Below are 20,122 nucleotides of genomic sequence, written 5' to 3'. Positions count from 1 at the left end.
GTCTCGGGGTGATCGTTCACAACGGACTGCGCAACTCTTCCGTAGCGCTCCCGTCCTCTCTCCCGCCCTCTCTCACGTCCTCGAACACCGTCCCGCTTCGACCGAGCAGATACGCCTGCGCCTCGCCCACGTGGAAGTACATCCCGTGCAGCGCCAGCCGGCCCCCGGCCAACGCCCGGGCCACCGGGGCGTGCGCCCGCAGGTGCTCCAGCTGCTGGACCACGTTGGTCAGGCACAGCTGCTCCACCGCGTCGGCTGGTGCCCGCCCGGCCAGCCGTGGCCGGGTGCGCCGGTCGTCGGCCATCCGGGCCAGGCTCGGCAGGCCGTGCCGGAGCCACCGCCTCAGCGGCGTCGCAGTACCCCCGGGCCCGGCGCTCAGCAGCGCCTGCATCGCCCCGCACCCGGAGTGCCCGCACACCGTGATGGACCGCACCTTCAGTACGTCCACGGCGTACTCGACGGCGGCCGCCACCGACTCGTCGCCGTGCTCCTCGCCCGGCATCGGCACCAGGTTGCCGATGTTGCGGACGACGAACAGGTCGCCGGGACCACTGGCAGTGATCATCGACGTGACGAGCCGGGAGTCCGCACAGGTGAGGAAGAGCTGCGCCGGCCGCTGGCCCTCCCGGGCGAGCCGCGCCAGCTCCTCCCGCACCAGCGGTGCGGTGTTGCGCTGGAACGAGCCGATCCCACTGACCAGTTCATGTCCGGCCTCCCGTCCGTCGGGGGCGGCGACGGCCTCCGGGAAGCAGGCCCGGTGAGTGCGCCAGGGCGTCCAGGGCCGGCACCGGCAGGCGGCGGACGGGGCGGGCCCGGTGGAAGTGGAGGGGCTCGGTCCGGTAGGCGGGGTCTGCGTGGCGGCAGGGGTCGGTCCGGCGTACGGGGTTGGCCCGGCGGTAAGGGCCGGTCCGGCGTACGGGGTTGGCCCGGCGGTCTGGGGCGCATCGGTGGGCGCGGTTTGCTTTGCGGTTGGGCTCGGCTCGGTGGTCGGGGGCGGCTCGGCGGTCCGGATTCCGCCGCGCCGACCCGGCAGTTCGGCCGTACCGCCGCGCGCGGTGTGGTAGCTGCGCCAGTCCTGCAGTGACTCGTACGCCGCGTGGTCCATGAACGAACCGTCCAACTCCACGACGGCGTGGGCGCCTTGGGGTACGAGATGCAGGAACCGGCTGAGCCGGGGCACCGCGAGGAAGGTCAACTGACCTCGGATCCTTACGTAATGGACTTCCCCCTTCTCGTCATGGGTGATGCGGGTGCGGGCGAGGCGGTGCAGGGCGACGGCGACCGCCACGGCGACCCCGAGGAGCACGCCCTGCAGGACGCCGAGGAGCACCACGCCGAGTGTGGTCGCGGCGTAGACCGGCACTTCGCGGTGGCGCGTCACCGTGCGGATGTGGTGCAGGGACACCATCTGGATACCGATGGCCATGACCAGGGCGGCGAGGGAGGCGAGCGGGATCTCCTCCAGGGCCGGGACCATCAGCAGCGCGGCGACTACTACGAGAACGCCGTGCAGCATCGTGGAGTTCCGGCTCACGGCACCCGAGTTCACATTGGCGGTACTGCGCACGGCCACCCCGGCCACCGGCAGTCCGCCGAGTGCCCCGGAGACCACGTTGGCGGCGCCCTGGCCCAGCAGCTCCCGGTCCAGGTGGGAGCGGCCGGCCCGGGGGAGCGGGTCGGGTCGGGCCGCGACCAGCTTGTCCACGGCCACCGCGCCGAGCAGCGACTGCACGCTGCACACCAGGGTGGTGGTGAGCACGGCGGCGGCCAGGCCCAGCGCCGGGCCCTCGGGCAGCCCGGCCAGGGCGTGACTGCGCCAGGACGGCAGGTCGGCTCTGGGCAGGGCCAGGCCGGTGAGGGCCGCCGTGGCGGTGGCCCCGGCGACGGCGACGAGGGCGGCCGGTACGCGTCCGAGCATCCGGCCGGCGCGGCCGGGCAGGCGTGGCCAGGCCAGCAGCAGGGCGAGCGTCAGCGCGCTCATCGAGACGGCGGCCGGATGCAGGTGGGCCAGCTGCGCGGGCAGCGCCCGCAGGTTGGTGAGGACGGAGCTGTCGGGGCTGCCGCCGAGGACGATGTGCAGCTGGGCGACGGCGATGGTGATGCCGATACCGGCGAGCATGCCGTGCACCACCGCCGGGCTGACCGCGAGCGCGCCGCGTGCCACCCGCAGGCAGCCGAGGCCGAGTTGGGCGGCTCCGGCGAGGACGGTGATGCCGCAGGTCGCCCGCCAGCCGTAGCGGTGGATCAGGTCGGCGGTGACCACCGTGAGTCCGGCGGCCGGGCCGCTGACCTGGAGCGGGCAGCCGCCGAGCCGGCCGGCGACGATTCCGCCCACGGCGGCGGCGACGAGGCCGCCCTGGAGCGGGGCACCGGTGGCCAGGGCGATGCCGAGGGACAGGGGCAGAGCGATCAGGAAGACCGCGACGGCCGCCGACAGGTCGGCGCCCGCCACGGGGAAGCGGGGCCGGCGGCTCGGCGGTGGGCCGTGCGGCGGGTGCGGGTCCGGGTGTGGGCGCTGGGTGTGCGGGGGTGCGCAGGCAGACATGGTCCCGTCTCCTCCGGGGCGGCGGGATGGAGCAACGCTTGGTAAAGGAACCGTAATCCTCCGTAAAGGACATACATAACTTTTCATGGCAAATGGACCAGTCAATCCCTTGCATGGGTGAACTAATCATTTGATCGGCTTGTCGTACTAATTCCTTCTCGGGCTCATGCGACCTTGGCCGCACTGCCGGTCCAAGCCCGGCACATCACCAGAAAACGGCCCTCGTCGGCCTTTGCCTGAGAGAAGGAAGAAGGTGGGCGGAACATGGCCGCCACCCAGAGGATCGCCGTCGGCGCCATGGTCGTCGCGGCCTGTGCCTCGTCGCTCGCCGGTTGCGCGACCGGCGCCCACGGTTCGAAGGAAGGAGCGCCCGGCCCGCAGAAGGCGGCCCCGGCGCCCCAGAGCGTGCTCCGGCTGATCGGTGACGGATCCACCGCCTACACCGGCTCTCAGCCGCATCTGCCCGGGCCCGAGCGGCTGAAGCCGGGTCAGAAGCCCCCGCAGTTCGTCGTGTTCTCCTGGGACGGCGCGGGCGAGGACAGCCAGAAGCTGTTCTCGCACTTCCGCGAGGTCGCCAAGGAGAACCACGCGACCATGACGTACTTCCTCAGCGGTGTGTACATGCTGCCGAAGGAGAAGCGCGAGCTGTACAAGCCGCCGCAGCATGAGCCGGGCAGCTCCGACATCGGCTTCAACGACGAGAAGGGCATCGCCGACACCGTCAAGCAGGCCCGGCTGGCCTGGCTCGAGGGCAATGAGATCGGCACGCACTTCAATGGCCACTTCTGCGGGCCCGACGGCGGGGTCGGCACCTGGTCGGTGGACGAGTGGAAGAGCGAGATCGCCCAGGCCAAGCAGTTCGTGAAGACCTGGAAGACCAACACCGGCATGAAGGGGTCGGCCCCGCTGCCCTTCGACTACGACAAGGAGCTGATCGGCGCCCGCACCCCCTGCCTGGAGGGCCAGAAGAACTTCATGAAGGCGGCTCGCCAGCTGGGCTTCCGCTATGACTCCAGCGGGGTGAACAACCAGGTCTGGCCCAAGAAGAAGGACGGCCTGTGGGACCTGTCGATGCAACTGGTGCCCTTCCCCGGGCACACCTTTGAGCAGCTGACCATGGACTACAACTTCATGGTCAACCAGTCCGGCACCAAGACCCAGGGCGACCCGGACAAGTTCGACTACTGGGGCGACCAGATGCGAGACGGCCTGATCAAGGGCTTCTACCGGGCCTACGACGGCAACCGCGCCCCGCTGATCATCGGCAACCACTTCGAGTCCTGGAACGGCGGCACCTACATGCGTGCCGTCGAGGACACCGTGAGGGAGGTGTGCAACAAGCCCGACGTGCGTTGTGTCTCCTTCCATCAGCTGGTCGACTGGCTGGACGCCCAGGACCCGAAGACCCTGGAGAGGCTGCGCACCCTGGAGGTGGGTGAGGTACCCCGGCAGGGCTGGGCGACCTTCCTCTCCGGCCGCCCGGCCCCGGCGCCCAAGGGCGTGCCCGGGGCGCCGGCGGTCACGCGGTAGGCGTCACCCGTAGGTCGTAGGCGTCACCCGTAGGTCGTAGGCGCCGCCCGTAGGCCCTAGCCGTCACACGAAGCCGCAAGTGCCACACGAAGCCGTAGGCGTCACACGGCGGTTGTGACCTCCGTGCCGAGGCTTTCGCCGAGCACGAAGGCGGGGTCGACCTGCGCCGCCAGATCGGCCCCGGTCCGCTCGTTGCCCCACGCCTCGGCGTTCTTCAGGTGGAAGTGCACCATCTGGCGCGTGTAGCGCTCCCAGTCCCGCAGCTCGTAGGTGGCGTCGGTGGCGGCTTGCAGGGTGTGCAGGGCGCGGGCGTTGGCCTCCTCCAGCAGATCGAAACGGGGCGGCCGGCCCTTCTCCATGGCGCGCACCCAGTCCGAGCGGCCGAAGGTCACGAGCAGGTCGTCCCCGACCTCCGCGCGCAGGAAGTCGATGTCGTCCTGTTCCTGGATCTTGTTGCCGACGACCTTCAGGGCCACGCCGAAGTCGCGGGCGTACTCCTTGTACTGGCGATAGACGGAGACCCCCTTCCGGGTCGGCTCGGCGACGAGGAACGTCATGTCGAAGCGGGTGAACATGCCGGAGGCGAAGGAGTCCGAACCGGCGGTCATGTCGACCACCACGTACTCGTCGGGGCCGTCGACGAGGTGGTTCAGGAACAGCTCCACCGCTCCCGTCTTGGAGTGGTAGCAGGCGACCCCCAGGTCGGCGTCCGTGAAGGGGCCCGTGACCATCAAACGGACGGCGCCGCCATCGAGTTCCACCGGCCGCGCGCAGGCGTCGTAGACCGGATTCGGCTCCCGCACCCGGACCAGCCGCGAGCCCTCGCCGGGCGGGGTCGTCTTGATCATCGTGGCGGCGGAGGCGATGCGCGGGTTGCTGCCGCGCAGATGGTCCTTGATCAGCGGCAGCCGTTCGCCCATGGCGGGCAGCGCGGCGGCCTCCGCCTCGTCGAGACCGAGTGCGGGCCCGAGGTGCTGGTTGATGTCCGCGTCGATGGCGACCACCGGGGCGCCGGCCGCCACGAGGTGGCGGATGAAGAGGGAGGAGAGCGTGGTCTTGCCGCTGCCGCCCTTCCCGACGAAAGCAATTTTCATGTTCACCAAGCGTAGTCGGTCGATAGCTGTACGTGTCAGGCGGAAGTGAAGAAGACCACTCCTTCGAGGGGTCGGCCGACGGGGTGCGTAGTGTCGTACTCATGAGTACGACAGGCGCGAACGCCGACCCGCTCGCGGCCCTGGGCTCGCTGCCCGGCGTGGCCGACTCCGTGGAATCCGTGCGCAAGGCCGTGGACCGGGTCTACGGGCACCGGGTCATGCGGCGCCGCAGCGCCGAGATCACCTCCGAGGCGGCCCTGCGCGCTGCCCGCGGCTCCGCGGCGCTGTCCGGGGCCGACTGGGCCCTGGAGGAGGTACGGCGGCGTACCGACTTCGGCGGCGATGCCGAGGCGCGCGTCATGGGCGCGGCCCTCAGGCTGTCGGCGGAGGCGGGGCAGCTGCTGTCCATCTGGCGGCAGTCGCCTCTCAGGGTGCTGGCCCGGCTGCACCTGGTGGCCGCGGCGAGCAACGACGACGAGGTCGGCAGGCCGCGCCAGGCCGGCGAGACGGTGGACGAACCGCTGCTCGAGCTGCCGCTGCCGGACGCGGCGGAGGTCTCCGGCCGACTGGAGGGGCTCGCGGACCTGATCATCGCCGGGTCGTCCGCGCCCGCGCTGGTCACGGCCGCCGTGGTGCACGGCGAGCTGCTCGCGCTACGGCCCTTCGCGTCCCACAACGGACTGGTCGCGCGCGCGGCCGAGCGGATCGTGCTGATCGGCAGCGGCCTGGACCCGAAGGCGATCTGCCCGGCCGAGGTCGGCCACGCCGAACTGGGCCGCGCCTCCTATCTGGCGGCGCTGGACGGATACGTCTCCGGCACCCCCGAGGGCATGGCGGCCTGGATCGCGCACTGCGGCCGGGCGATCGAACTGGGTGCGCGCGAGTCGACGGCGGTGTGCGAGGCGCTGCAGCGCGGAGCGGCCTGAGAAGCGGTCCCTGAAACGGTTGCGGCGGTACGAGTCGTCTCGTACCGCCGCTGGCATGCTCACCGGGTTACCAAGCGTCCTCGATATGTGCCCATCAGGTCGGGGACTTTGCCCGTCACCTGGTGCTGCTGGCCCGTAATCGACGGGTCGACGTCGCGTGGGTGCCCGGTGTTCATGCGAGGTCCGTGGGCCAACTGCGTAGTGGTAGGTGATCCTCTCGGATGTCCTGTGGTCTCGCGGGCCTAAGGTCTTTGTACCGCGAGCCGGGAGGAAGCGGAACCCCTGCCTGTGGTTCTTTACTTTCCGTATCAAACGGGAGTGAAACGGGCGCGGGTCAGGCGGTGCTCCGGCGCCGGCTGGTGTACCAGACGAGGCCGGCGGTCGCGGCCGCCGCTCCTATGGCCGCCGCCGCGACCAGCGCCGGGCGGGGCGGGACGGAGAACGAGGGCAGCCGCTTCTTCAGCGGGACCGGCCGGCGGAACTCCAGAACCGGCCACCCGCGCGCGAGTGCCTCGCGACGCAGGGCACGGTCCGGGTTCACCGCGTGCGGGTATCCGACCGCCTGGAGCATGGGCAGATCGGTCACCGAGTCGCTGTAGGCGTAGCAGCGGTCGAGGTCGTAGCCCTCGGACGCGGCCAGCTCCCGGATCGCCTCGGCCTTGGTCGGGCCGTAGGCGTAGTACTCCACCTCCCCGGTGAAGCAGCCGTCCTCGCCGACGACCATGCGGGTGGCCACCACCCGGTCGGCGCCGAGCAGTTCGCCGACGGGCTCGACCACCTCGGCGCCCGAGGTCGACACGATCACCACGTCCCGGCCGGCCGTGTGGTGCTCCTCGATGAGGGAGGCGGCCTCGTCGTAGATGATCGGATCGATCAGGTCGTGCAGGGTCTCGGCGACGATCTCCCGCACCTGCTGCACGTTCCAGCCGCGGCACAGGGTGGACAGATACTCGCGCATGCGCTCCATCTGGTCGTGATCCAGGCCGCCGGCCAGGAAGACGAACTGGGCATATGCGGTGCGCAGTGCGGCCCTGCGGTTGATCAGCCCGCCTTGGTAGAAGGACTTGCTGAAGGTGAGCGTGCTCGACTTCGCAATGACCGTCTTGTCCAGGTCAAAGAAGGCTGCCGCGCGGGGCAAGGAGTGGTTTTCCACGCCCCTGAGCATAGGCGCCCACCATTCGGCGTAAGGTGGGGCGTGTGGGTTTGCCTGAGAGGGCTCTCGGGTACACCATGGAAGTCACGGATCGTTCGCGACCGTGCTAACCCGGTCCGACTCCTCCCCCCCCGAGTCGGCCGTGGGGACGACCCCCGCTCTCCCCCCCGGCGGGGGTCGTCGCATGTCCGGATGGGTTTTCTACCCTCCTCCTCATTGTTCACGCGACCGCGGGGTCGGTACGGCACCGCCACGGCCGCCGCTTCGGCCCGCCCGTGATCCGTTACTCCGGGTAATCGCCGCGCTGCTCTGTGGAAGTCGCACAGGGATCGGTACAGAGGTCACCGGTATGGGTGACGGCGATATTCACAGCCCCTGACTTGTCCACAGTTTTCGACCAAGATCCACATGATTTCGCGGACCGCTGCACCGTGATTCCAGCGCGCTCGGCCACGGCGAGTTCATGGCCGGTTCCGATTGCCGGAGCGCCTATGGCCGGTTTCTGTCGGCCGTGCATATGGGGGGCCGCTTGCCGGTTCTTCACACCTTTGGGAATCGCGTGGCCGCAGGGGCTGCGCGGCCCACGCAGCGAAGGGGGAACACCCGTGACCGCAGCCGTCACCCACGACCCGCCGCCCGGCTCCCCGGACCGGCCGGGCAGGCCGCTCATCGTCACCGAGGACGCCGAACTCCTGGACGACCTGCTGCGCCTGTGCGCGGCCGCCGGCGCCACACCCGAGGTCCACCACGGCGTCCCCGAACACGGCGACGGCTGGGAGCTGGCCCCGCTGGTGCTGGTCGGCGACGACGCCGTCCGCCGGGTCGGCGGGGCCACGCGCCGGCGCGGAGTGGTGCTGGTCGGCCGTGACCAGGACGACCCGGGGGTGTGGAAACGCGCCGTGGAGATCGGTGCCGACCACGTCCTGATGCTTCCCGACGGCGAGCAGTGGCTGGTCGACCGCATCGCCGACGTCGCCGAGGGAGTCGGCCGCCCGGCCCTCACCGTCGGGGTGATCGGCGGCCGGGGCGGGGCCGGCGCCTCCACGCTCGCGTGCGCGCTCGCCGTCACCTCCGCGCGCGAGGGACTGCGCACCCTCCTCGTGGACGCCGATCCGCTCGGCGGCGGACTCGACGTACTCCTCGGCGGCGAGAGCGTCGACGGACTGCGCTGGCCCGCCTTCGCCGCCTCGCGCGGCCGCGTCGGCGGCGGCGCCCTGGAGGAGTCGCTGCCCGAACTGCACTCCCTGCGCGTGCTGAGCTGGGACCGCGGGGACTGCGTCGCCGTCCCGCCGCAGGCGGTGCGCGCGGTCCTCGCCGCGGCCCGCCGACGCGGTGGCACGGTCGTGGTGGACCTGCCCCGCCGCCTCGACGACGGGGTCGCCGAAGTCCTCGCCCAGCTCGACCTGGCACTGCTTGTCGTCCCCGCCGAACTGCGTGCGGTCGCGGCCGCCGGTCGGGTCGCCTCCGCCGTCGGCATGGTCGTCCGCGACCTGCGCGTGGTGGTACGCGGGCCGTACGCGCCGGGCCTGGACGACCAGGAGGTGGCTCGGTTGCTCGGCCTGCCGCTGGCCGGCGAGGTACCGGTCGACCCGCCGCTGCTGGGCCCGCGGGGCGGCGCGAAACCCCCTGGCGCGACCGGACGCGGCCCGCTCGCCCGCTTCTGTACGAACTTCTGGGAGCGCGCGCTGGCCGAGGCCGGAGGCAGCCGATGACCCTCCCCGGACTCGACCGCGCGGACGGCGCGGCCCTGCTCGACGGCGTCCGGCGCCGGCTGGCCGAGAGCGGCGCGGAACCCACCCCCGCGCGCGTGGCCCAGGCCCTGCGCGAACAGGGCCGGGTGCTCGGCGACGCCGAAGTCCTCGGCGCGGCCCGGCAGCTGAGGTCCGAACTCGTCGGCACCGGCCCCCTGGAGCCGCTGCTCGCCGACCCGGACGTCACCGACGTCCTGGTGTCCGCTCCCGACCGGGTGTGGGTCGACCGCGGCGGCGGCCTGGAGCTGACCCCGGTGACCTTCCCCGACGCGGCGGCCGTACGACGCCTCGCGCAGCGACTGGCCGCGGTGGCCGGACGCCGGCTGGACGACGCCCGGCCGTGGGCGGACGCGCGGCTGCCCGACGGCACCCGCCTGCACGCGGTGCTGCCGCCGGTCGCCGTCGGCTGCACCTGCCTGGCCCTGCGGGTCGTACGGCCCCGGGCGTTCACGCTGGAGGAACTGGTCGAGGCAGGCACGGTGCCGCCCGGCGGCGACCGCATCCTGCGGGCGCTGCTCACGGCCCGGCTGTCCTTCCTCGTCAGCGGCGGCACCGGAAGCGGCAAGACGACCCTGCTCAGCGCCCTGCTGGGGCTGGTCGGGGCGGGTGAGCGGATCGTGCTCGCCGAGGACTCGGCCGAACTGCGCCCGGACCACCCGCATGTCGTCCGGCTGGAGACCCGGCCCGCCAACCAGGAGGGCGCGGGCCTGGTCACCCTGGAGGACCTCGTCCGGCAGGCGCTGCGGATGCGGCCCGACCGGCTGGTCGTCGGAGAGGTCCGCGGACCCGAGGTCGTGCACCTGCTCGCAGCCCTCAACACGGGCCATGAGGGCGGCTGTTGCACCGTCCATGCCAACGCCGCCGGAGACGTCCCCGCCCGCCTGGAGGCCTTGGCCACGGCCGCCGGGCTCGACCGGGCCGCGCTGCACAGCCAGCTCGCGGCCGCGCTCTCCGTGGTCCTGCACCTCGTACGGGACCGGTCCGGGCGGCGCCGGATCGCCGAGGTGCACGTGCTGGAGCGGGACGCCACGGGGCTGGTCCGGACGGTGCCGGCGCTGCGCCGGGGCGAGCGGGCCTTCGTACGGGAGCGGGGCTGGGAGCGGCTGCGCCAACTGCTCGGTGCGGATGACGAGTTCGAGGCTCAGTGAGACAGACCGGCGAGAGAGCGACCGAGAGAGCAACTGAGAAGGCAACTGAGAGAGCAACCGAGAGGGCGAGTGAGAGAGGTGACGGAAGTGATCGGCGGGATCGGTGAGACGTCCATGGGCGCGGCGCTGATCTGTCTCGGCGCGCTGGCCTGGCTGCTGAGCGGGCGGCACTACGGAATGCGGCGGGCGCGACTGCTGCTCGCGGGCGGCGGAGCGGTGACGAGCGGCCCACCCTCCTGGGACCGGGCCCTAACGGAACTGCGAAGGCTGCGCGGACGGTTGGGAGTCGAGTGGTGGGCGCCGGCGGCCGGCCTGCTGCTGGGGCTGCTGGGGGCCTCGGTGATTCCGGTCGTCGCGGGGGCGGCCGGGGTGCCGGTGCTGCGCCGGGTGCGGCTGGCCCGGCAGGCCCGGCAGGTCCGGGAGGGGCGGGCGGACGCGGTGATCGCCCTGTGCGGGGCGCTCGCCGGGGAGGTGCGCGCCGGACGGCAGCCGGGCGAGGCGCTGTTGCGTGCGGCGCGGGACTCCGGCGGACTCGCCGAGGCGCAGGCGGCCGTGGTCGCGGCGGCGCGGTTCGGCGGTGACGTGCCCGGCGCGCTCACCGCGGCGGCCCGGCAGCCGGGCGCCGAGGGGCTGCTCGGGCTCGCCGCGTGCTGGCGGGTGGCCGTGGACCGGGGCGCCGGGCTCGCGGCGGGCCTGGACCGGCTGGAGGCGGCCCTGCGCGCCGAGCGGGACCAGCGTGCCGATCTGCGCGCCCAGTTGGCGGGTGCCCGGGCGACCACGGTGCTGCTCGCCGTGCTCCCCGCGCTCGGCCTGCTCCTCGGCTCCGCCATGGGCGCGGCCCCGCTCCACGTCCTGCTCCACACGGGCGCCGGCCTCGGTTGCCTGGCGATCGGGTCCGCCTTCGAGGTGGCCGGGATGTGGTGGGCCGTGCGGATCGTGCGGGGAGCGGGAGCGGGAGCGGGAGCGGGGTGAGGGGGCACGCGGTGGTCTTCGGGGCGGGCGCGCGAGGGATGCGCCGGCCAGGGCATCCGGGGTGGGGAGCGAACTGCGGTGCGTGGGCCGGGACGTCCGGGAACTGGTGGCGGGCCGGCAGGTGTGGCGCGGTGGTGGGGAGTCGGGGGGTGCGGGGCCTGGCGGCCGGGGCGGTATGCGCGGGCCAAGGCGTGGGCAATGGGGGCGTCCCGTACCGGGCGACGTGGCGGGACAGGCGGGCGGGAGCGTGCGAGGAAGCGTGCTGTCAAGGGCGTGTGGAGCGGGAGCGGTCAGCGGGGGAGCGGAGCGGCGTGTGCGGGACGAGGTGCGTGACGGGGCGGGTCGGCTGGGACGTGTGGGGAGAGCGGGCGGTATGAGCGGGGAAGTTGTCCACAGGCTGGGGGCGGCCGGGGGTGCTGTGCTGGTCCTCGGCTGGGCGGTTCGGCGGTTGGAGCTGGTCCGCAGGAGGCGTCGGGCACGGCGACGGGTGACCGAGCTGCTCGGTCTCGAAGTGCCGGTGCCCAGGCGGCGGTTCGCGTCGGCGGGCGTAGCGCGGCGGTGGCTGCCGTTGGCGGGGGCGATGTGCGGTGCCTGGGTCCTGGTCGGCGGTGTGACCGGCGCCGTGCTGGGGCTGGGCGCCGGAGTCGTGCTGTGGTGGTGGCGGAGCCGGGAGGCGGCCGCCGGCCGGGCGGAGCCCGTCGACACGGCCGCCGCCACACGCCAACTCCCGCTGGCCGCCGATCTGCTGGCCGCCTGTGTCGCGGCCGGAGCCGCACCGGTGATCGCCGCACAGGCGGTGGGGGAGGCGCTCGACGGGCCGGTCGGGGAGGCGCTGGCGCGGGGTGCGGCCGAGGTGCGGCTCGGCGGTGAACCGGCTCAGGCCTGGCGGCGGTTGGCCGAGCTGCCAGGTGCCGCAGCGCTGGCGCGGCTGCTGGAGCGGGCCGACGAGTCCGGGCTCCCGGCGGCCGGTCCGGCCGCCCGCCTCGCCTCCGACGCACGCGCACAGTGGGCCCGCACCGCCACGGCCCGGGCCCGGCGCGCGGCCGTACTGATCTCCGCCCCGGTGGGCCTGTGCTTCCTGCCCGCCTTCATCGCGGTGGGCGTCCTGCCCGTCGTGATCGGACTCGCGGGCGGCGTGATGGGAGGCAGGTGAGGCGTACGAGAGCGAACGAGCCCAGGCGGCCACCGAGCCGAGCAATCGCGGAGAACCACGAAAGACCTGAATCCCAAGGGGGCTGGAATGCACAGGAAGACCAAGGAAGCGACGGTACGGCTGCGGCGGAAGGGCCGCGGGGACGCCGGAATGGTGACGTCCGAGTACGCGATGGGCATCATCGCGGCCGTCGGTTTCGCGTTGCTGCTCTACGAAGTCGTCACCAGCGGCCAGGTCCGGGCGGAGCTGCAGGACATCGTGAAGAAGGCCCTCAGTGCGCGGATGTGAGCGAGGAGCCGACCGGGGGTTCGTGACCGCGGAGGCGGCCGTGGTGCTGTGCGTGCTGGTGGCGTTCACGATGGCACTGGTCTGGGGGCTGCTCGTGGTGGCCGCACAGATCCAGTGCGTGGACGCCGCCCGCATCGGCGCCCGGGCCGCCGCCCGTCAGGACCCGGCCGACGCCGTGGTGACGGTGACCCGGCAGGCCGCGCCGCGCGGCGCCCGGGTGACGGTCGGTCGCGAGGGCGACCAGGTACGGGTGACGGTGGTGGCCAGACCGCCGGTGCTGAGCGGACTGCCGTTCGAGCTGCGGGAGCAGGCCGTCGCACCGGCCGAGGAGACCGCGGCGACCGGGGAGGCGGAGCAGTGAGGGGCTGTGGGGCGAGGGAACGGCACCACTCGGACCGGGGGTCCGCCACCGTGTGGAGTCTGGGGGCGATGGCCGTGCTGTGCGCGGTGTTCGGCGCCGTGCTCGCGCTGGGGCAGGCCGTCGTCGTCCGGCACCGGGCGGCCGGCGGCGCGGATCTGGCGGCGCTCGCGGCGGCGGCCCACTGGGAGCAGGGCGGCGCGGCGGCCTGCGCGCGGGCCGAGCGGGTGGCGGCGGCCCAGGGGGTACGGCTGGTCCGGTGCACGGTCGTCGGCGAGACCTCGGACGTGACGGCGGCCTCGGGAAGAGGGCCGTTCGCGGCGGAGGCCAGGGCCAGAGCGGGGCCGGCGGGACCGGTGCCGAGCGGATCAGTGCCGAAGGTTCAGCGCGGGAAATCCCCTGCGTCCGGTGCACCGGCACCGGAAGACCCTGTACCTGGAGGACCGGTGCCGGAAGCCGTCGTACGGGGAGGACCGGTGCCGGAAGCCGCCGTACGGGCGAGGACGGGGGCTGGAAGCCGCAGTACCGGGAGGAGCGGGGCTCGAAGCGGCACCGTGAGGTGAGCCGTGCCCGGAGCCCCGTGCCGGGCTCCCTCGCCGGGAGGCCCCGCGCCGGGAGCCCCAGCGTCGGAAAGTCCTCGCGCCGGGAGGCCCCGCGCCGGGAGACCCAGCGCCGGAAAGCCCCCGCGCTGGAGCCCGCACCCATCGCGGACCCCTCGTGCCGGAGAGCCCCGCGCCGCACGCGCTCAACCCCGCGGTGCCGGCCCCGGAGCAGGCTCCTCCGTCGGCTGCTCCGCCGGAGCCAGCCCCTCCGCCGGCTGTTCCCGAACAGCCGACACGCCCGTCGGCTGCTCCGCCGGCTTCTCCTCCGGTGCCCCCCGCAACAGCACCGTGAGGAGCCGTACCGCCCCCCTCTTGTGCAGTGGGTCGTTGCCGTTGCCGCACTTGGGGGACTGGATGCAGGACGGGCAGCCGGCCTCGCACTCGCAGGAGGCGATGGCCTCGCGGGTTGCGGTGAGCCAGGTGCGGGCGGTGTGGAAGGCGCGCTCGGCGAAGCCCGCGCCGCCGGGGTGGCCGTCGTACACGAAGACCGTCGGCAGCAGGGTGTCCGGGTGCAGCGGGACCGAGACGCCCCCGATGTCCCAGCGGTCGCAGGTCGCGAAGAGGGGGAGCAGGCCGATGGAGGCGTGCTCGGCGGCGTGCAGGGAGCCGCCGAGGATCTCCGGGGTGATCCGGGCCTCGTCCAGCTGGTCCTCGGTGACCGTCCACCACACCGCGCGCGTGCGCAGCGTACGAGGAGGGAGGTCGAGTCTGGTCTCACCGAGCACTTCGCCGGTCATGAGGCGTCTGCGCAGGTAGGAGACCACCTGGTTGGTGACCTCGACCGAGCCGTAGCACAGGCGGCCCGCGCCCCACGGGATCTCGGTGTCCGTCTCCAGGACGGAGATCGACGTGGTGTCGCGGGCGACCGTGGAGTACGGCGGATCGGCCTGCTCGACCAGGGCGACCGAGTCCTCCAGGTCCAGCCGGCGGACCAGGTAGGTGCGGCCCTGGTGGAGGTGGACCGCGCCCTCGTGGACCGTGGAGTGCGCGGCGCCCGCGTCGACCGTGCCGAGCAGGCGACCGGTGCCGGACTCCACGACCTGCACCGGGCGCCCGCCCGCGCCGCGGATGTCGGTCAGGTCGGCGGCCCGCTCCCGGCGTGTCCAGTGCCAGGCCTTCGTCCGCCGGCGCAGCAGCTTCGCGGCCTCCAGCTGCGGCAGCACGTCCGCACAGGCAGGGCCGAAGAGGTCCAGGTCCTCCTCGGTCAGCGGGAGTTCCGCGGCGGCGGCGCACAGGTGCGGGGCGAGGACGTAGGGGTTGTCCGGGTCGAGGACGGTGGACTCCACCGGCTGGGCGAACAGGGCCTCGGGGTGGTGGACCAGGAAGGTGTCCAGCGGGTCGTCGCGGGCCACCAGCACGGCGAGCGCGCCCTGTCCGGAGCGGCCCGCGCGGCCCGCCTGCTGCCACAGGGAGGCGCGCGTGCCCGGGTAGCCGGCGATGACCACCGCGTCCAGGCCGGAGACGTCCACGCCGAGTTCCAGGGCCGTCGTGGCGGCGAGGCCGAGGAGTTCACCGGAGTGCAGGGCGCGTTCCAGGGCGCGGCGCTCCTCGGGGAGGTAGCCGCCGCGGTAGGCCGCGACCCGCCGGACCAGGGCGCGGTCGACCTCGGCCAGTTTCTCCTGGGCGATCACCGAGATCAGCTCGGCGCCGCGCCGGGACCGTACGAAGGCCACCGAGCGCACGCCCTGCACGGTGAGGTCGGTCAGCAGATCGGCGGTCTCGGCGGTGGCGGTACGCCGTACGGGCGCGCCCTTCTCGCCGTGCAGCTCGGTGAGCGGGGGCTCCCACAGGGCGAAGACCAGCTCCCCGCGCGGGGAGGCGTCGTCGGCGACCTCGAGCACCGGCAGGCCGGTCAGCCGGCGGGCGGCCACGGCGGGCTCGGCGGCGGTCGCCGAGGCCAGCAGGAAGACGGGCGAGGCGCCGTAGCGGGCGCACAGGCGGCGCAGCCGACGCAGCACCTGGGCGACGTGTGAGCCGAAGACGCCCCGGTAGGTGTGGCACTCGTCGATGACGACGTACTTGAGGGCCTTCAGGAAGGAGGACCAGCGCGGGTGGGAGGGGAGTATCCCGCGGTGCAGCATGTCGGGGTTGGTGAGGACGTAGTTGGCGTACTGGCGGATCCACTCCCGTTCCTCGAACGGGGTGTCGCCGTCGTACACGGCCGGGCGCACCGAGGTGCCGAGCGGTTGTGAAAGTTCCTTCACCGAACGGCACTGATCCGCCGCGAGCGCTTTGGTGGGCGCGAGGTACAGGGCGGTGGCGCCTCGGCCGTTCGGAGCCTCGGAGCCGTCCAGGAGGGTGGACAGGACGGGCACGAGGTACGCGAGGGACTTTCCGGAGGCGGTGCCGGTGGCGACGACCACCGAGTCACCGTCCAGGGCGTGCTCGGCGGCCAGCGCCTGGTGCGCCCAGGGGTGTTCGATGCCGCACGCCTGGACGGCCGCGATCACCTCGGACCGGATTCGGTCAGGCCAGACGGCATGGCGGCCCGCGCGCGGGGGCAAGTGCTCCGTATGAGTGATGCGCGCAGCCCGGCTCGGCCCGGAGGCGAGCCGGTCCAGAACCGCGCCCGGAGACGGGCGGGACGCCGGGTCCGCCGGGGATCGATCGGATCGGTGATTCTTGGCCATCGGCACCGAGTGTGTCACTGGCGTGACGGACAATGGAGTCAAGGCGTCGTGCACACCTGCCGGTAAGTGATTGAATGCCATCGCGGCTGGCGTTGCGTCCCTGGGGCCGCAAGCCGAGGTGTCCTTAAGGGCGACCGCTCGATAGCAAGGTGCTGGAGGATCCGTGGACCTGTCCCTGTCGACCCGTACCGTCGGCGATCGTACGGTCGTCGAGGTCGGTGGCGAAATCGATGTATACACCGCGCCCAAGCTGCGCGAGCAGCTGGTCGAGCTGGTGAACGACGGGAATTTCCACCTCGTCGTCGACATGGAGGGCGTGGATTTCCTCGACTCCACCGGACTCGGCGTGCTGGTCGGCGGCCTGAAGCGAGTGCGTGCCCACGAGGGCTCGCTGCGCCTGGTCTGCAACCAGGAGCGCATTCTCAAGATCTTCCGTATCACCGGCCTCACCAAGGTGTTCCCGATCCACACCTCGGTCGAGGAAGCGGTGGCGGCCACCGACTGACCCTGGAGCGGTGACCGGCGCCGGGCTCCCTTCGGAGCCCGGACGCCGGCCGATGGCGTCCGGTCCGCCGCGCCGGCGGCCGGGGCGTCGACCGGTTCCGTCCCGGGCCCTGAAGCGGCCCGGGGCACAGAAGCACATCAGGGGTGCGGGCTCCCGGCGGCCCTGCCCCCGACCGCACGCCCGTAGTCGCGAGGGGGATGCATGGCCACCGTCGAACTCCGCTTCAGCGCGCTGCCCGAGCACGTCCGGACCGCCCGGTTGGTGGCGGCCGCGGTGGCACGCAGGGCCGGAGTGGACGAGGCCGTCCTCGACGAGCTCCGGCTCGCCGTCGGCGAGGCCTGCTCCCGCGCCGTCGGACTGCACCAGAGCAGCGGCATCAGCGCGCCCGTGAAGGTGGCGCTGATCGAAGAGGAGAAACAGTTCTCCATCGAAGTCGGCGACGAGGCGCCGCACGCCGCCCCGGGCGACACGCCCGGCGCCGCGCAGGATGGCGAGGCGGAGGTCGAGGAGGACGAGATGGGCCTCGCGGTCATCAGCGGCCTCGTCGACGACGTCCAGGTCACCACCGGACACGACGGCGGCCTGATCCGCATGACCTGGCCGACCACACCGCCGGCCACGGCGCTGGTCTGAACGCCGCGCCGCACCACCTCACGAGGGCCCTGCCGAGCAGGGCCCTCGGTGTTTTTCCAGCGCAAGGCGCACATCCCGAATTCGTGAATAAATTCACGATCATTAAAAATGCCTCGGAGGCATTACTCCATTCGGGTGGTCGGGTGGGATCTCGATCATTTACTGATGGGTCGGCGGAGGCGAATTCCGTTTACCGCGCCCTGTTTAGATCACACTGAGGTACCTAGAATCCCCACATCTTGAGCTCAGCCCAAGCGTCAAGGAGGACGAATGGCGGGGCTTTCTACCCCTCAATCGGGTCATCCCACATCCCTCGCAGCCGCAGTTCTGACCGGCGACAACCGGATCATCGTGGCCGTCATCGCGGCGGTCGCGCTCGCCGCACTGGTGGTCGCGGGGATCCTGGTGCGTCAGGTGCTGGCCGCGGGCGAGGGCACCGACAGCATGAAGCGGATCGCCGAGGCGGTCCAGGAAGGCGCGAAGGCGTACCTCGCCCGGCAGTTGCGCACGCTCGGCGCATTCGCCGTGGTCGTCTTCTTCCTGCTCATGCTCCTGCCCGCGGACGACTGGAATCAGCGTGCCGGACGATCGGTGTTCTTCCTGATCGGTGCGGCGTTCTCGGCGGCCACCGGCTATATCGGCATGTGGCTCGCCGTGCGCAGCAACGTACGGGTCGCCGCGGCGGCCCGGGAAGCCACCCCGGGACCGGGCGAACCGCAAAAGGATCTCACCACCGTCTCGCACACCGCGATGAAGATCGCATTTCGCACGGGCGGCGTCGTCGGCATGTTCACGGTGGGGCTCGGCCTGCTGGGCGCCTCCTGCGTGGTGCTGGTGTACGCGGCCGATGCGCCGAAGGTGCTGGAGGGCTTCGGCCTCGGTGCCGCCCTGATCGCGATGTTCATGCGTGTGGGCGGCGGCATCTTCACCAAGGCCGCCGACGTCGGCGCCGACCTGGTCGGCAAGGTCGAACAGGGCATTCCGGAGGACGATCCGCGCAATGCCGCGACCATCGCCGACAACGTGGGCGACAACGTCGGCGACTGCGCGGGCATGGCGGCCGACCTCTTCGAGTCGTACGCCGTGACCCTGGTGGCCGCCCTGATCCTCGGCAAGGTCGCCTTCGGCAACTCGGGACTCGCCTTCCCGTTGCTCGTGCCCGCGATCGGCGTCATCACCGCGATGATCGGCATCTTCGCGGTCGCCCCGCGGCGCGCCGACCGCAGCGGCATGACGGCGATCAACCGCGGTTTCTTCATCTCCGCGGTGATCTCGCTCGCCCTGGTCGCGGTCGCGGTCTTCGTCTACCTGCCCTCGAAGTACTCCGCTCTGCACGGCGTGACGGACGCGGCGATCAGGGGCAAGGACGGCGATCCGCGGATCCTCGCCCTGGTCGCGGTGGCGATCGGCATCCTGCTGGCCGCCGTCATCCAGCAGTTGACCGGCTACTTCACCGAGACCAACCGCCGCCCGGTCCGGGACATCGGCAAGACCTCCCTCACCGGACCGGCCACCGTCGTCCTGTCCGGCATCTCGGTCGGCCTGGAATCCGCCGTCTACACCGCGCTGCTCATCGGGCTCGGCGTGTACGGCGCGTTCCTGCTCGGCGGTACGTCGATCATGCTCGCGCTGTTCGCGGTCGCGCTGGCCGGCACCGGCCTGCTCACCACGGTCGGCGTGATCGTCGCCATGGACACCTTCGGGCCGGTCTCCGACAACGCGCAGGGCATCGCCGAGATGTCCGGCGACGTCGAGGGCGCGGGCGCACAGGTGCTCACCAACCTGGACGCGGTCGGCAACACCACCAAGGCCATCACCAAGGGCATCGCCATCGCCACCGCTGTCCTCGCCGCGTCGGCGCTGTTCGGGTCGTACCGCGACGCGATCACCACCAACGTGCAGGACGTCGGGGCGAAACTCACCGGGCCGGGTGCGCCGATGAGTCTGTCCCTGGACATCTCGCAGCCCAGCAACCTCGTCGGCCTCATCGCGGGCGCCGCGGTCGTCTTCCTCTTCTCCGGACTGGCCATCAACGCCGTGTCGCGTTCGGCGGGTTCGGTGGTGTTCGAGGTGCGGCGGCAGTTCCGTGAGCGGCCCGGGATCATGGACTTCACCGAGAAGCCCGAGTACGGCAAGGTCGTCGACATCTGCACCAAGGACGCCCTGCGGGAGCTGGCCACGCCAGGTCTGCTCGCCGTGATGGCGCCGATCTTCGTCGGGTTCACGCTCGGCGTCGGCTCGCTCGGCTCCTACCTCGCCGGCGCGATCGGTGCGGGCACGCTGATGGCGGTGTTCCTCGCCAACTCCGGCGGCGCCTGGGACAACGCCAAGAAGCTGGTGGAGGACGGCCACCACGGCGGCAAGGGCAGTGAGGCCCACGCGGCCACGGTGATCGGCGACACGGTCGGTGACCCCTTCAAGGACACCGCCGGGCCGGCGATCAACCCGCTGCTGAAGGTCATGAACCTGGTCTCCCTGCTCATCGCGCCCGCGGTCATCAAGTTCTCCTACGGCAACGACAAGAACCTGGGCGTGCGGATCACGATCGCGCTCCTCGCGCTCGTGGTGATCGTCGTCGCCGTGTACGTCTCCAAGCGGCGCGGCATCGCCGTCGGCGACGACGAGAGCACCGGGCGGGTCTCCAACTCGGCGAACACGGCGGTGGTTTCCTAGCCGAAATCCCTGACTGTTCGAGAAGTCCTGCTCAACGGGCGGGGGGGGGGGCCCGGTTGTGGGGGCGCCCCCCCCCCGCCCGGGGTGGGGGGTGGGGTGAGGGGGGGGCGTTGGGGGGAGGCGGGGCGCGTGTGGGGGCGGGCACGAGGGGAGTGTTTTAT

Annotated in this window: 15 protein-coding genes and 1 pseudogene; 12 read left to right on the top strand and 4 right to left on the bottom strand. The window is 72.4% G+C overall.

Features of this window, described 5'->3' with window-relative positions; genetic code table 11:
• Positions 1 to 16: 16 nt before the first annotated feature.
• The gene (locus ACWDEN_RS20480) at positions 17 to 2,545 is read right to left on the bottom strand and encodes a SulP family inorganic anion transporter (RefSeq protein WP_450859824.1); all 2,529 of its coding nucleotides are present in this window, start codon (positions 2,543 to 2,545) and stop codon (positions 17 to 19) included.
• A 264-nt stretch (positions 2,546 to 2,809) separates the two neighbouring features.
• Between ACWDEN_RS20480 and ACWDEN_RS20475 the strand changes: the two genes are divergently transcribed.
• Positions 2,810 to 4,075, top strand: coding sequence for a hypothetical protein (locus ACWDEN_RS20475; protein ID WP_450859823.1), 1,266 nt, complete (start codon positions 2,810 to 2,812; stop codon positions 4,073 to 4,075).
• Positions 4,076 to 4,176: 101 nt separating this feature from the next.
• On the opposite strand, the gene ACWDEN_RS20470 is transcribed toward ACWDEN_RS20475, so the two are convergent.
• Positions 4,177 to 5,169 (bottom strand): ATP-binding protein, encoded by a 993-nt coding sequence (locus tag ACWDEN_RS20470; protein WP_351618639.1) that lies wholly within the window; start codon positions 5,167 to 5,169, stop codon positions 4,177 to 4,179.
• A 101-nt stretch (positions 5,170 to 5,270) separates the two neighbouring features.
• Here ACWDEN_RS20470 and ACWDEN_RS20465 point away from each other — a divergent pair, with 101 nt between their 5' ends.
• Positions 5,271 to 6,095: an oxidoreductase gene (locus ACWDEN_RS20465; RefSeq protein WP_450859822.1), complete on the top strand. Its 825-nt coding sequence runs from the start codon at positions 5,271 to 5,273 to the stop codon at positions 6,093 to 6,095.
• A gap of 334 nt (positions 6,096 to 6,429) precedes the next feature.
• On the opposite strand, the gene ACWDEN_RS20460 is transcribed toward ACWDEN_RS20465, so the two are convergent.
• The gene (locus ACWDEN_RS20460) at positions 6,430 to 7,260 is read right to left on the bottom strand and encodes an HAD family hydrolase (RefSeq protein ID WP_351618634.1); all 831 of its coding nucleotides are present in this window, start codon (positions 7,258 to 7,260) and stop codon (positions 6,430 to 6,432) included.
• Positions 7,261 to 7,853: 593 nt separating this feature from the next.
• On the opposite strand from ACWDEN_RS20460, the gene ssd reads away from it, so the two are divergent.
• The 7 genes and pseudogenes from ssd to ACWDEN_RS20425 all read left to right on the top strand — a co-directional run.
• The gene (gene ssd / locus ACWDEN_RS20455) at positions 7,854 to 8,960 is read left to right on the top strand and encodes a septum site-determining protein Ssd (protein ID WP_450859821.1); all 1,107 of its coding nucleotides are present in this window, start codon (positions 7,854 to 7,856) and stop codon (positions 8,958 to 8,960) included.
• The gene (locus ACWDEN_RS20450; RefSeq protein WP_351618630.1) at positions 8,957 to 10,147 is read left to right on the top strand and encodes a TadA family conjugal transfer-associated ATPase; all 1,191 of its coding nucleotides are present in this window, start codon (positions 8,957 to 8,959) and stop codon (positions 10,145 to 10,147) included. The genes ssd and ACWDEN_RS20450 overlap by 4 nt, the downstream gene beginning before the upstream one ends.
• A 114-nt stretch (positions 10,148 to 10,261) precedes the next feature.
• Positions 10,262 to 11,119, top strand: a complete 858-nt coding sequence (locus ACWDEN_RS20445) for a type II secretion system F family protein (protein ID WP_450859883.1) — start codon at positions 10,262 to 10,264, stop codon at positions 11,117 to 11,119.
• Positions 11,120 to 11,492: 373 nt separating this feature from the next.
• Entirely contained in the window at positions 11,493 to 12,272 is a 780-nt protein-coding gene (locus ACWDEN_RS20440; protein ID WP_351611184.1) for a type II secretion system F family protein, read from the top strand.
• Between the two features lie 87 nt (positions 12,273 to 12,359).
• A complete protein-coding gene (locus ACWDEN_RS20435; protein WP_351611186.1) occupies positions 12,360 to 12,560 on the top strand; it encodes a DUF4244 domain-containing protein in 201 nt (66 codons plus the stop codon).
• Between the two features lie 22 nt (positions 12,561 to 12,582).
• Complete coding sequence (locus ACWDEN_RS20430) at positions 12,583 to 12,921, top strand: TadE family type IV pilus minor pilin (RefSeq protein ID WP_351611188.1); 339 nt, start codon at positions 12,583 to 12,585, stop codon at positions 12,919 to 12,921.
• Positions 12,918 to 13,283: pseudogene (locus ACWDEN_RS20425) on the top strand (Rv3654c family TadE-like protein); the annotation flags it as partial. The gene ACWDEN_RS20430 and the pseudogene ACWDEN_RS20425, both read left to right, overlap by 4 nt.
• Positions 13,284 to 13,663: 380 nt before the next feature.
• On the opposite strand, the gene ACWDEN_RS20420 reads toward ACWDEN_RS20425, so the two are convergent.
• Positions 13,664 to 16,231, bottom strand: a complete 2,568-nt coding sequence (locus tag ACWDEN_RS20420) for a DEAD/DEAH box helicase (protein ID WP_450859820.1) — start codon at positions 16,229 to 16,231, stop codon at positions 13,664 to 13,666.
• Positions 16,232 to 16,313: 82 nt separating this feature from the next.
• Here ACWDEN_RS20420 and bldG point away from each other — a divergent pair, with 82 nt between their 5' ends.
• The 3 genes from bldG to ACWDEN_RS20405 all read left to right on the top strand — a co-directional run bounded on the left by bldG (position 16,314) and on the right by ACWDEN_RS20405 (position 19,961).
• Complete coding sequence (gene bldG, locus ACWDEN_RS20415; protein ID WP_010986038.1) at positions 16,314 to 16,655, top strand: anti-sigma factor antagonist BldG; 342 nt, start codon at positions 16,314 to 16,316, stop codon at positions 16,653 to 16,655.
• 201 nt (positions 16,656 to 16,856) lie between these two features.
• Positions 16,857 to 17,288 (top strand): ATP-binding protein, encoded by a 432-nt coding sequence (locus ACWDEN_RS20410; RefSeq protein WP_351611192.1) that lies wholly within the window; start codon positions 16,857 to 16,859, stop codon positions 17,286 to 17,288.
• 270 nt (positions 17,289 to 17,558) lie between these two features.
• Positions 17,559 to 19,961, top strand: a complete 2,403-nt coding sequence (locus tag ACWDEN_RS20405) for a sodium-translocating pyrophosphatase (RefSeq protein ID WP_450859819.1) — start codon at positions 17,559 to 17,561, stop codon at positions 19,959 to 19,961.
• The last annotated feature ends 161 nt before the right edge of the window (positions 19,962 to 20,122 follow it).

Source organism: Streptomyces sp. NPDC001153 (assembly GCF_053598315.1).
This window is presented reverse-complemented; position numbering and strand designations above follow the sequence as displayed.

Excerpts from the sequence above, each read along its gene's own strand:
- ACWDEN_RS20480 (WP_450859824.1), bottom strand. The coding sequence starts at position 2,545 with ATGTCTGCCTGCGCACCCCCGCACACCCAGCGCCCACACCCGGACCCG.
- ACWDEN_RS20475 (WP_450859823.1), top strand. The coding sequence starts at position 2,810 with ATGGCCGCCACCCAGAGGATCGCCGTCGGCGCCATGGTCGTCGCGGCC.
- ACWDEN_RS20470 (WP_351618639.1), bottom strand. The coding sequence starts at position 5,169 with ATGAAAATTGCTTTCGTCGGGAAGGGCGGCAGCGGCAAGACCACGCTC.
- ACWDEN_RS20465 (WP_450859822.1), top strand. The coding sequence starts at position 5,271 with ATGAGTACGACAGGCGCGAACGCCGACCCGCTCGCGGCCCTGGGCTCG.
- ACWDEN_RS20460 (WP_351618634.1), bottom strand. The coding sequence starts at position 7,260 with ATGCTCAGGGGCGTGGAAAACCACTCCTTGCCCCGCGCGGCAGCCTTC.
- ACWDEN_RS20450 (WP_351618630.1), top strand. The coding sequence starts at position 8,957 with ATGACCCTCCCCGGACTCGACCGCGCGGACGGCGCGGCCCTGCTCGAC.
- ACWDEN_RS20445 (WP_450859883.1), top strand. The coding sequence starts at position 10,262 with ATGGGCGCGGCGCTGATCTGTCTCGGCGCGCTGGCCTGGCTGCTGAGC.
- ACWDEN_RS20440 (WP_351611184.1), top strand. The coding sequence starts at position 11,493 with ATGAGCGGGGAAGTTGTCCACAGGCTGGGGGCGGCCGGGGGTGCTGTG.
- ACWDEN_RS20435 (WP_351611186.1), top strand. The coding sequence starts at position 12,360 with ATGCACAGGAAGACCAAGGAAGCGACGGTACGGCTGCGGCGGAAGGGC.
- ACWDEN_RS20420 (WP_450859820.1), bottom strand. The coding sequence starts at position 16,231 with ATGGCATTCAATCACTTACCGGCAGGTGTGCACGACGCCTTGACTCCA.
- ACWDEN_RS20410 (WP_351611192.1), top strand. The coding sequence starts at position 16,857 with ATGGCCACCGTCGAACTCCGCTTCAGCGCGCTGCCCGAGCACGTCCGG.
- ACWDEN_RS20405 (WP_450859819.1), top strand. The coding sequence starts at position 17,559 with ATGGCGGGGCTTTCTACCCCTCAATCGGGTCATCCCACATCCCTCGCA.